This window comes from Gemmata palustris (genome assembly GCF_017939745.1).
GTDB lineage: Bacteria > Planctomycetota > Planctomycetia > Gemmatales > Gemmataceae > Gemmata > Gemmata palustris.
Map to the genome: position 1 here is coordinate 816,298 of NZ_JAGKQQ010000001.1, position 11,681 is coordinate 827,978.

Annotated in this window: 7 protein-coding genes; 1 reads left to right on the plus strand and 6 read right to left on the minus strand. The window is 65.6% G+C overall.

What is annotated here, in order from left to right; all coding sequences use genetic code 11:
* Positions 1-963: 963 nt before the first annotated feature.
* Positions 964-3,612 (plus strand): tetratricopeptide repeat protein, encoded by a 2,649-nt coding sequence (locus J8F10_RS03270; protein WP_210652453.1) that lies wholly within the window; start codon positions 964-966, stop codon positions 3,610-3,612.
* Positions 3,613-3,912: 300 nt separating this feature from the next.
* Here the strand turns inward: J8F10_RS03270 and J8F10_RS03275 are convergent, their stop codons facing one another.
* The 6 genes from J8F10_RS03275 to J8F10_RS03300 form a co-directional block, all read right to left on the minus strand.
* A complete protein-coding gene (locus tag J8F10_RS03275; protein WP_210652454.1) occupies positions 3,913-5,193 on the minus strand; it encodes an AI-2E family transporter in 1,281 nt (426 codons plus the stop codon).
* 57 nt (positions 5,194-5,250) lie between these two features.
* Complete coding sequence (locus J8F10_RS03280; protein WP_210652455.1) at positions 5,251-6,126, minus strand: bifunctional 5,10-methylenetetrahydrofolate dehydrogenase/5,10-methenyltetrahydrofolate cyclohydrolase; 876 nt, start codon at positions 6,124-6,126, stop codon at positions 5,251-5,253.
* A gap of 7 nt (positions 6,127-6,133) precedes the next feature.
* On the minus strand, positions 6,134-6,892 hold the full coding sequence (locus J8F10_RS03285) for an SIR2 family NAD-dependent protein deacylase (protein ID WP_210652456.1): 759 nt from the start codon (positions 6,890-6,892) through the stop codon (positions 6,134-6,136).
* Positions 6,893-7,039: 147 nt separating this feature from the next.
* Positions 7,040-7,891 carry a 3'(2'),5'-bisphosphate nucleotidase CysQ family protein gene (locus J8F10_RS03290; RefSeq protein ID WP_246522835.1) on the minus strand — a complete coding sequence of 284 codons (852 nt, stop codon included), beginning with the start codon at positions 7,889-7,891 and terminating at the stop codon, positions 7,040-7,042.
* Positions 7,892-7,935: 44 nt separating this feature from the next.
* The gene (locus tag J8F10_RS03295) at positions 7,936-10,161 is read right to left on the minus strand and encodes an ABC transporter ATP-binding protein (protein ID WP_210652457.1); all 2,226 of its coding nucleotides are present in this window, start codon (positions 10,159-10,161) and stop codon (positions 7,936-7,938) included.
* 164 nt (positions 10,162-10,325) lie between these two features.
* Positions 10,326-11,615 (minus strand): ABC transporter permease, encoded by a 1,290-nt coding sequence (locus J8F10_RS03300; RefSeq protein WP_210652458.1) that lies wholly within the window; start codon positions 11,613-11,615, stop codon positions 10,326-10,328.
* Between the last annotated feature and the right edge of the window lie 66 nt (positions 11,616-11,681).

The window sequence follows — 11,681 nt, forward strand, 5'->3', positions numbered from 1 at the left end:
TGGGGTTCCTCTCACAGAATCACCTCTCGCGGTTCGGGCGCGCTGACGAAGGTCGTGAACATCGGCCTCTCGCCGGTTGAGACGCGAGCCGTGCGAACGATATTCACGCGAACCTGCGCAAACGACTCGCGCCGCATCGGATTAGGGTGCGGTGGCGAGTGGGTCGGCGGAGGGGCGGTCAATTCGTGGTGGTGGGGAGGGTGGGGGGAGAGGATTGATCGCGGCGAGCGGGAACAAGCGGGGCCGTTCGGGGCGCGAGGCGTGATCGCGCACTACCACAGGTACGACCACGGCCGGAACCGCTGGTTCCGCAGTCACTGTGTTGCTCGTTTTGTCGCACCGGCACTTACCGCCGGGAGCGAGCTTCGCGCCGGTTGCTCCGTGCGGAAGTGTGGCGACGGTTTGAGGGTGTTGGCGGTCTTCGGATTCACAACTCGAAGTGGGCGGCTTTGCCGCCGGAGGCGCTTTGCAACAACTCTTCGGTTCCGCGCTCTTGGGCGGAGACTGTTCCGGTTTGCTGCAGCAACAGCCCATGAGGGCTTTCTTGATCGGCGCGCAATCGCACGAGAGCGGGGCACAGCCGAGAAGCGAAGAGCCCGCTTTTGGTCGGAGAGCGGCACCCACCGGCAACGCGACAACGGGCGTCAACTGGCCGAAAAGGGCCAGGACCGCGACCGCGAATCGGAGTGTGGCGGCCCGTGCGAACACGACGCTCCCCGGAATGACGCAACGAAGCGAGCTTAGGCACCGTCGGAAGCAGAGTCAAGCACCGATTCGCGTTGCGCACACCCCTACCAGAGGCGCGGGCGGCGCGATATTGTTAGGTGTGGCTTGCCATGCCTTCGGTCCCTTCTGCTGCTCTCGACCTTCCGGGGCGCGGCGCTGGGAGGAATCGACTCCGGTCCCGCGCCGACCTTCCGGCGACCCGGCGGGACACAATCCCCATCTATCCGGGTTACCCGCATGACCCCCTGGCACCGTAACGAATACATCCTGAAGGGCTTGTTCTTCGGGTTGTGGGCCTTCTTCGCACTCCAAGTTCCCCCCACGTCCCAAGACGCCTGGAAGGACATCTTCTGGGTACTCGGCTGGGTCGGGACCGGGCTCGCCGTCGGCTTGGTGCTCGGCGTCGGCCGGCTCGTGCGCCGCGGCGTGAAACCGTGGGCCAACTGGAAAGCGTTCCCGCTGCTGGTTCTGCTCGAGAGCTCGGTGTTCATCTATGCCGGGATCATGACCGGCTTGATGTGCGGCATCTTGTCCGGCCGCGAACTCGCCGAGCCGTGGGCGCGACCGCTCGCTCAACTTTTCGGCCTCACATGGGACGACATCAAGCACACACCGCCCGTCAGCGAATGGCTCTCGTTCTGCGCGTTCGGCGGGGCGGTCCTGGGTTTCGGTTTGTACCGCATGCGGCAGATCGAAGACGGCCGGTGGCGGTTCCTGACCGGCATTGGCGTCGCTGCGGCGTTCGTGTACCTCGCGTCCGAGTACATCCTCGAAATCAAGGTGCCGGACCCGACTGACGCGACAAAGAGCGTGTCGCTGTTCGAGAGCGCTGCGTCGCGCGTCAACCTGGGCATTTACCTGCTCCTCGGGCTGCCGTTCTTCTACCTGCTCACCTTCTGCGGCGAGGCGGAAGAGTCCGAGGTCGAGATCATGACGTTCTGCGGCGTTCTCGGGATCGCGCTCCACCTGGTCGGGTTCGCCACGGCGGTTCCCGGTGTCGGCGCCGCGGCCCCGTTTCTGATTCCGATCGTGTTGTACTTCGTGTACGCGACGCGCGTCTTACCCGGCCTGCGGGTGTTCAAACACGTCCTCCGCGGGTTCAGTTACATGAACTTGGGGCAACTCGCGCTCGCCATCCGGTTCTTCCGCCGTGCGCTCGAACTGAACCCGAACAGCGAACTCGCGCTCGAGGGGATGCACCGGCTCCACAACAATCTCACACTGGCGACGCTCGAGCGGCACCCGGACCTGATCGAAGAACTCGATTTCAAACTCTGCCTCGATCGCTCCACGGCGCTTCTCATGGTCCCGCCGACGCAGGCGGCGCGTGATGAAGCCGCGCGGTTCCTCGACTTGGTGGAGAAGAAGAAGCCGGTTTACCTCGCGCGGGTCGATTACCTGCGCGTGATCTCCTTGGTTCACGCGAAGCAGTACGAGTTCGCGAGCGAGGCGCTCGCACGGCTCCTCAGCCCGGAGACCCCCGGGTACCACCCGACCGTGCGCAACCAGGTGCTGTTCGATGCGTGGTTCCTGGCGATTGACGGCCCGAAGGGGCTGACCGACCGGATGGGCTGGCCCGAACTCAACAAACCCGGCCGGCGGATGGAAGCGATCGGCGCCGTCGAGCGGAAGCTCGCGGCCGATGCGAACAACGAGAAGGCGAAAGAGTACCGCAACGTGCTCTATTCCGGCTTGCAGGAAGGGGAGTTCGTCGCGGCCGTGGCGGTCGGCGGGGCACCGAAGGACTTCAACTACGATTACGTCGAGCAACTGGGCTACCAACTCGCGGACGACAACGACCCGGAGCGCCGGGAGCGCGGGTTGGGGTACCTCCGTATTGCCGGGCGCGGGCTACTTGCGCGTGCCCCCGGGATCTTCAAGAAGCTCGCGGACGCGAGTGAAAAATACGGGGACGCTCACACCGCGCGCGGCTACTCGGAGCAGATCAAGCTCGCCGGGCGGACGTTCGGCCCGCGGAACTTCGCGAAGGACCAGAAGGAAATCTACCTCAACGCGCTCCGCAAACTCGCGGCACTTGCGGAGGCCGAAGGCGACGTCATCAAGGCGGAAGCGGACGCGGCCGATGCGAACGGTGACGCGGTCGGGCGCGAGAAGAAGGACGCGGAGGCCAGGCCCTATTACGAGTCCGCGATCACCGACCTCCAGTTGTACCGCGACGACGGCGGCGGGGCCGTTCTGGAAGCGTACCGCAAGATCGCCGAACTGTACGGCAAGACGCGCGACGCGCTGAACGCGGTCATCAACACGGCCGCGGCACTGGAGTACAGCAGCAGCGACCCGGACCTGCTCCAGAAGCGCGACAGCTACTACTACTCGGTGACCATCGAGCGCCTGACCCGGGCGAAGGAGAGCGTCGGGAAGTGGTTCGACGTGGGGTACTGCGTGAAGAAGGCGATGAGCATCCTGAACCGCTCCGACGCGGACGCGGACCTGCTCGACTGGGCCACGCACCTCGCGCGGCTGGCCAAGGTGATCGAACCGACCAGTAACCGCGTGCGGATGCTGGAAGCGCGGTGCCTGCTGCGGCGCGGGGAGCGCGACGGGGGGCTCCAGCTTTTGGAAGACGTGCGCGAGGGGCCGAAGGGTTCGGGGGACGAAGAAGAGGCGTGGTACAACGCGACGCGGCTCCTGGGTCAGTTGTACCTCGAGGAACTGAGCCGCCCGGACCTCGCGGTGCGCGCCTACCTGGACTACAAGGACTATCACAAGAGCGGCGCGGACACGCTGTTCAACATCGCGAAGTGCTACGAGGCGATGAACGAGCCCGCGAACGCGATCAAGTATTACAACGCGGTCACGGTGTACGAAGAGCACCCGAAGTATTGGGACGCGAAGGAAGCGCTCCGGCGCTTGGGCAAGGAGTGATCGGCGTTCTTGTAGTTCGTGTCGGGTGGGCCCGGGCGCTGGGCTGGCCCACTAACCTCTTAGTGACTGTCCCATATGTGCGAAAAAGCCTGAGAAATCGTGGGTGACAACTCGAAAATACGGCGATTTCGAGGCATATGGGACAGTCACTTACAGCCCCGACACGAAACCTACGCGCGGTTCTGTCGCTTCTCCTGCCGACCCTTGCGGTCGGTCGCGAGTGCGTCGCCGAGCAGGAGCGCGATCCCGGCCGAAGCCCATGTGAGCCCGCGCTTCACAGCGCGGGCGCCGCGGACGATCTCAGGGGGCGTACCCGCCGCTTTTGGTGTCGCCCGGCTGGGCTGCGCCTTTCCGATCGTCGTTCGGGTCCATTACGACCGTCTGCTCGCCGTTGCCCCCCATCGCTTGTTCGATGGCTTCGAGCCGCGCTTTTTCCGTCGCCGAGTTGTCGAGCTTCAGTTCGACCGCGGGGCCGGATCCCATGAGGTGGCCCCACCCCTGCCACCCCTCCACCTGCATACAGATCGCTTTGAGCGCCGCCATAAGTGGCATCGCCAGGAACAGCCCCGCGACGCCCCAAACCTGGTGCCAGTAGAGGCACGCGAGCAGGACCGTCGTGGCGTTCAAGTCCATGCTCCGCCCCATCACCCACGGCACGATAATGTAGCCCTCGAAGGTGACCACGCACGTGTAGAAGACCGCGATGCCGAACGCGGTGAGTAGTGCGCTGCCCATCGGCGCGGTGTACGGGTCGACGAACAGTAGCGCGTCCACGAGCGGCGGGATGCCGGCCGCGATCGTACCGATGTACGGCACGTAACTGAGAACCGCGACCAGCAGCGCCCACAGGTACCAGTGCTTCAGCCCCAGGTACCAGTACACGCTGCCCAGCACCAGCGCCAGACCGAGGTTCACGATCGTGCGCCACACGAGGTACGTGCGGATCGCCTCGGACATCTCCGCCAGCGCGACGGTCACGCGCCCGCGGATCTCCAGCGACGGGCCGAAAATGGCCTTCACCTTGTCGGCCAGCATCTGCCCTTCGAGCAGCAGGAACAGCGTGACGAACAGGACCAGGATCGCTTGCCACAGGTGGTCGAGGCCCAGCACGGACAGCTTGACGAGCCCGCTCGAAAGTTGCTCCTCGGTCAGTTGCTTGCGGACCAGACTGACCGCCTTCGGGGGCGTTCGGTTCAGGTCGTACCGGCCGAAGAACTCGTCGTTGTCCTTAATGGGGAAGAGCTGACTCAGGTTCGACTGGATCGTGTTGTACTGGGCGATCCACGCCTGCTCGTCTTGCGGCAGCCCGACGATGGTTTTTGGGATCGCCCACGCGAACGCGCCGATCACGACCAGGTGGAGTGCGACCAGCCCCAACAGCGCGGTGAGGCACGCGAAGAACCAGGGCAGGTGCAGGCGCTCGTGCATGAACTTCGCGAACGGGAACAGCACCGAGGCGAGCAGCACCGAGAACACGATCGGGATGAAGATACTACTGCCGAGGAACAGCGCGGCGGTGATGCCGAAAATGGCACACAGGTTCAGCCCGATGCGGGTCGCGAGCGTGATGTTTAGATTCATCGTGAGTTCGTACCCGCAGAGGTCACTCCCGGGCACGAGCGCCGGGCCGAGTTCACGTTACCCGTCAATTTGCTTGGCCGCGTCCAGCGTGTTGTAGAGCAGCATCGTGATCGTCATCGGTCCGACGCCGCCGGGCACCGGCGAGAGCCACCCGGCTACGGATTCAACATCCTTGTGAACGTCCCCGAGCCAGCGGCCGTCCACGTTGTTCGTACCCACATCGACCACCGCGGCGCCCGGTTTCACCATCTCCGCGGTGACGATTCCGGGGACACCGGCCGCCGCAATGAGGATATCGGCACGCCGGCACACGTCGGCGAGGCCCCGGGTGCGAGTGTGCGCCACGGTCACCGTCGCGTCGCCGGCCGCGGGGTTCGTCGCGGTCGGTTTCTGCATCAACATAACCGCGAGCGGCTTGCCGACGATGTTACTGCGCCCGACCACGACGACTTCTTTCCCCGCGGTCGCGATGCCGTTGCGCTCCAGCAACTGTAACACGCCGTGCGGCGTGCAGGGGTAGAACCGCGGGTGCCCGGCGGCGAGGAGGCCCACGTTTTCGGGGTGGAAACAGTCCACGTCCTTACTGGGGGACACCGCGCGGATGATCGCGCCGTCGTCGATCTGCTTCGGGAGCGGGAGCTGCACCAGGATGCCGTGAACGGCCGGGTCCGCGTTCAGGCGCGCGACGAGTTCGAGTAACTCCGCTTGTGTCGTGGAGGCGGGGAGCCGGTGAACGGTGGTGGCGAGCCCCGCGTCCTGACACGCCTTGTGCTTGTTCTTCACGTACTGCTGACTGGCCGGGTCTTCGCCGACGAGCACGGCCGCCAACCCGGGCACGCGCTTCCCGGCCCGCGCGCGTTCGGCCACGCGCGCGGCGATCTCCGACCGCATCGTTGCGGCCAGAGCTTTTCCATCGAGTCGTTGAGCCGCCATATCGTCTTCACCCCAACCGCTGCATCAGTTTCGGTAGTATTTCGCCGGACGGCCCGTACAACCCGACGTCCGCGTAGGCGCTGGCCTCGGTGGGCGTCAGGTTCACTTCGATCACCTTCGCGGGTACCGCTTTGTGTCGCTTGGAGATCGGGATCAGCGACGCGGCCGGGTGGACGACCGCCGACGTTCCCACAACGAGGAGCACGTTGCACTCGTGTGCCGCGACCATCGCCGCGCTCCAGACGTCGTCGGGCAGACCCTCACCGAACCACACGATGTGCGGGCGCAACCGGCCGTGGCACTGCGGGCATTCGGGCGCGTCACCGAGCGGCTCTAATCCGCGATTCGCGACGGATTCACACGCCGTACAGCGGGTCTGTCGAAGGCTGCCGTGAATCTCCAACACGTTCACGCTGCCGGCTTCAAGGTGCAACCCGTCAACGTTCTGCGTGACCAGGGTGAAGCGGTCGCCCCACCGCTTCTCCATCTCCACGAGCGCGTGGTGCCCGGGGTTGGGTTTCACGGTCGCCACGTTCGCGCGGCGGGCGTTGTAAAACTGCCACACCAATAAGGGATTGCGGTCCCACCCGTCGGGGCTGGCCACGTCTTCGATGCGGTGCCCTTCCCACAAGCCGTCACTCGCGCGGAACGTGGGCACTCCACTTTCGGCGGACACTCCCGCGCCGCTCAGCACGCACACGCGCTCCGCGATACGGAGCCAATCCGCCGCCTCATCGAGCGCAGCGCTCAGTTCTGTGTCAGTCATCGGGCAATTTCTCCGGTGGCCGACCGGGACGCCATGAGAATAACGGATTTGCGCGCTCTGGGCAACGTGGTATGAACCGGCACGGTGGCGAAAGTTCCCGATGCGCGAGGCTTTTTTCGTCTCGTTGTGGTGGGGGGCGCCGGCTCGTCACACTGTGGCGAGTCGCGAGACGGCTTCGGCATGGATGGAACCGTTGGTCGCGATCAGTCCGCGTGTTTGTTTGAAGTTCTCGCCCTGGTAGACGATCGAATTGCCTCTCAGATCGGTGACCACACCGCCGGCCTCGGTCACGAGCAAGTGCCCCGCGCAGATGTCCCAGTCGGCGAACGCCTCATAAGTGTTCGCGTACACGTCGGCTTCTCCGCGTGCGACGTGTGCGAGTTTCACTCCGCCGGAATACGTCTCGACCACTCGAACCGGTGTGAGAGCTTGAACCGGCTTCGGCGACATGCCCGTTTTCGACCAGCTTTGAACCAAAACTAACTCGCTGAACCCGTGAGCCGACACCCGGCAGCGGGTCGGCTCCGCGTCGCCCGTGTGGGTCCAGCACCCGCCTCCAACGGATGCGAACGTCGTCCGGTTCTGGGCGGGTTCCGCCACGACTCCCACGACCGGCTGTCCGTCGACAAGGAAACCGATCATCACCGAGAACTGCCCGACCTTCTTCGCGAACCCGCGGGTGCCGTCGATCGGGTCGACCACCCACGCCCGGCGCCCGATTTTCGGGAGCGAATCGAACGCGGGGGTGGATTCTTCCGCGCACAGTGCATCCGCCGGGAAGCGGTCGTGGAGGAACCCCAGAATCAGTTCTTGGGACGCCTTGTCCGCGTGGGTACTGATCGTCACCGGTGCGTCGGGGATCGCGGTGAACTGCTCGTACTCGCGCCGGAGTAAATCGCTCGCCCGTGCTGCCGCTTCGCGCGCCGCGGACAGTTCGTCCTGAAACGTCATCATCACTCCGAAGTTGTACCACCCGCTCGCGAACACGCGGTTCGCCAAGAAACTTCCGGGCGAACCGCGTGTTCGCGAGCGGGTGGACTTCCTTACGAATCGGTCTTCAGTGCGGGGTGCTCGGTCGCCGTCGCGTCGGCGAGAATTTGCAGCCGGCGGTAACTGTCGTTGGATTTCCAGAGTTCGTCGTGCGCGCCGTCCGCTTCGACCTGGCCGTTCTTCAAGAGGAACACGCGGTCCACGTTGCGGAGCGTCGAGAGCCGCTGCGCGAGGAAGATGACCGTGCGGCCCCCGGACACGCGCGCGAGCGTGTCGTCGAACAGCGCGAGCGTGTCCTCGTCCACGGGGCCGGTCGGCTCCTCGATGATGAGAATCGACGGGTCGCGGAGCAGGGCACGCGCCAGTGCGATCCGGAACCGCTCGCCCGGGGTGAGCGAGTGCCCGCCGTTCCCGACGAGCGTTTCGTAGCCGAACGGCAACTTCTCGATGAACTGGTGGGCGTGGGCGAGTTTTGCGGCCTCAATGATTTGCGGGAGGTTGTGCGACGGGTCGCCGACGCCGATGTTGTTCGCCGCGGTGTCGGTGAACGTGAGGTCGTCCTGCATCACGAGGGCGACCTGGGTGCGGAGCGATTCGTGCGTCACCCAGCGAATGTTCTTGTCCTCGATTCGGACCTCGCCGGACGTCGGATCGAGGAACCGCGGGATCATGGACACGAGCGCGTGCTTTTCTGCGGCGTTCTGCCCCACAATGGCGATGCTCGCGCCGGCGGGCACCGCGAACGTCACGTCCTCCAGAATCCGCCGCCCGGTCGCCGGGTCGTTGAGCGTGACGTGCCGGAACTCCATCCGGGTCGTCAGCCCCGGTAGGAACTCCGCGTCCGCGGCCTCGGCCGCTTCGCCGCGCCGTTCGAGGAACTCGAGGATCGCGTCCGCGGCCTCGTGCCCGCGCCGGACCTTCAGTGCGTGATCGAACAGCCTAGCGATCGGTACGGCGAGCGACACGAGCGCAACGGCCATAACCGCGAGCCCCGCGACCGAGAACCCCCCCGCGAGTACCCCGCGGGCGGCAAGATAAAGTAGCGCGACCCCGGTAACGAGCACGACCGAGCCGAGCAACGGGGCGGCCATTGAGGTGCCCCGCAGCCGGCGCCAGTTCGCGCGGCCCGATTCCGTCAACTGCCGCTCGACCCGCGCCTGGTTGAACCGCTCCATCTGGAAGCACTTCACCAGTCGGAACAGCGCCATGCTTTCACTTAAAAGCGCGAGCGTGGCCGCTGCCTGGCGCTCGCCGATCCGCCCCTCGCGCCGGAAGTGTGCCGCCACCTGTCCCCCGACCAACCACACCAGTGCGGCGAGTGCCAGGAAACTGAGCGCCAACCAGAAGTTCACCAGTACGATCAACCCGACCAAGAAGACCACGAGCAACCGGTACCGGACCGCGGACGTGAACCGCGCCTGGATCGCGTCGCCGATCTCCTCGACGCGCCGGGTCAGCAGGTCCGCGACCTCGGCCGTGCCCAGGGTCTGCATCGTGAGCGACCCGAGCCGGTACGTATGGAAGTAGACGGCCCGCCGGAGCCGGGTGACGGCGTCGAGCGTAACCGCGGCCGAAAGGTACGCCAGCGCGTTCACGAGTACCCCGCGCACCGCGGCGAGGCCGAACGCCAGGACGAACAGCCCTGTCAGATAGGGGACGTTGGCCGAACCCTTCGGCCCCGGCGCCCAGGTCCATTTGTTCCACGACGCGAGCCAGCCGAGGACCGGACCGGTCCACCGGTTGCGTTCGCGCACAACGAGACTCAGAATTCCGAACTGCGGGCGCGCCTCCGGGTCGACGTTCTCGGACTTGTCCGTGCGTTCCCAGCCCGGGGGCGGCAAGTAGTTATCGGCCGCGGCTTGGTTCACGCGGTCGCGGAGCGCGAGGTACACGCCCGACTGCCAGCGCGCTTCCCACTCGTCTGCAAAGAGGTGCTCCTCGCCCTGCGCCTTCGCGAGCGGTTTCAGGTCTTCGTCCGTGCGGGCTTCGAGCCGCTTGGCGCGGAGCACCGGCCACCCCAGGCGCGCGACCGCCTCGGCTCGGTCCGCGTCCGAGCGCCCGGCCCATTCGTCGGCGAACTCGCGCTTCCGCGTGGCCGAGAGTTGCGCGTAGGTCGGGATTTCGCCGCGCCAGACGAGAAGATCGACGAAGAGGTACAGGAGCAGTAGGAGCAGCGCGTAGGTAACGGCCGCCCCAATGGAACTGACGAGTGCCGCCCAGCGAGCGCTGGGCGATTTGACGAAGCTTTTGTGGATTTGCGCGAGTGCAGTGCTGCCCACGTGCGCCCTCGGTGCAGGGAATGGGCGGGTCGGGACCGCGGCCCCGCGACGCTCGTGGGGCCACGAAGTTCAGACTAGCAGAGAACCGGGGCGCGTGTGAGCGGGAGTACGAGCGAAGCCGGAGAAAACGTCACCCGGCCCCGTTTCCACCCCACCTACCTGCGTTACGCCAAGTCCCGGTCTTCAAACAGGAGTAGCCCGACGAGGAGCGCGATGACGGTGTAAATCAGCGAGTAACCGGTCACGGTCAGCACATAAGTGCCGAACTGCCACAGGTCGAGTTCGGTTTCGCGGATGATGGCGCGGCTCATGTTGAACGACTCGAGCGACGGGAGCAGCGCGTCGAACAGCCGCCCGAGGAAGCCGACGAGTCTGACGCCCGTGCCCCCGCCCTGTGTTTGTGCGCGCTGGGTCACCTGCACCACGACGGGCGCGAGGTGGCCCAAGAAAAACACGAGCAGGCACAGAACGAGGTTCACGATGAACGCCAGTCGCGTCGCCAGGGCCGACGCGACCGCGACCAAGATCATGACCTGCCCGAAACCGAGCATGACGCCGAACGTGTGCGCAACAGCGTCGGAGAACCACAACCCGGCACCAGCGGCGACGGCTTTCCCTTGCACACTCGGCACGACCCGCTTGAACGGCGGGACCACGGTCTTCTGCGCCTGATAGGTCATCGGGTCGACGATCTTTTCCGTGGGCGTGGCGAGCGGGTCCGTCGGGTCCGCGGCGTTGTTGATCGAATCGTACTCGCGGTTCGCCCGCAGCGCGTAGGTCAGCGTCCAGTTGAGGAGCATCGACATGACCAGACACGCCATCACGATGCCGAGGAACTTGCCGATGAGGAACTGGCGCCGGTTCACCGGCTTGCTCATCAGCGTGACCGCCGTGCGCCCCTCGATTTCCTCGCTGATCGACATGCTCGCGGCCAGCACCCCGAACAGGGTCGCGGCCAGCATCACCATGTCGAACCCGATCTGCTTCATGAACTTGTAGTCGTCGCCGAACGTGAAGTACGGGATCGCGACCGAGATCCAGATGGCGACCGTGGCGCCGCCGGTAATGAGCCAGAACATGGGCTGCCGACAGCTCTCGCGGAACGCGGCGAACGCGACCACCCCGCCCTTCGGCCACACCAGCATCACGACTTGCGGCAGGAGCAGGAACAGGTCCACGATGAGTTGCAGGTGGAGCAGGCCGCCGTAAATGTAGCGCCCGTTCACCGAGAGGTTCGAGGCGTCGCCCTTGTAAACCAGGTACGCGCCCGCCGCGACCCCGGCCACGAGTAGCCCCAGGATCGCGTAGACGAGCGACGCGGGACTGGACGCGGCGGACTTGAAGCCCTTCGGGTCGATGGCCCAGAGCCACGGAAGGGCGGCGACGAACTGTAAGGTGGCGAGTACCACGCCGGCCAACAGCACGGTCGGATCGTTGGTCAACGTCGAAAACATGCGCGGGGTCCGGGAGTCGGTGCGAATCGAGACGTTACCCGCCATACGCCGTCCCCGGCCCGGCGG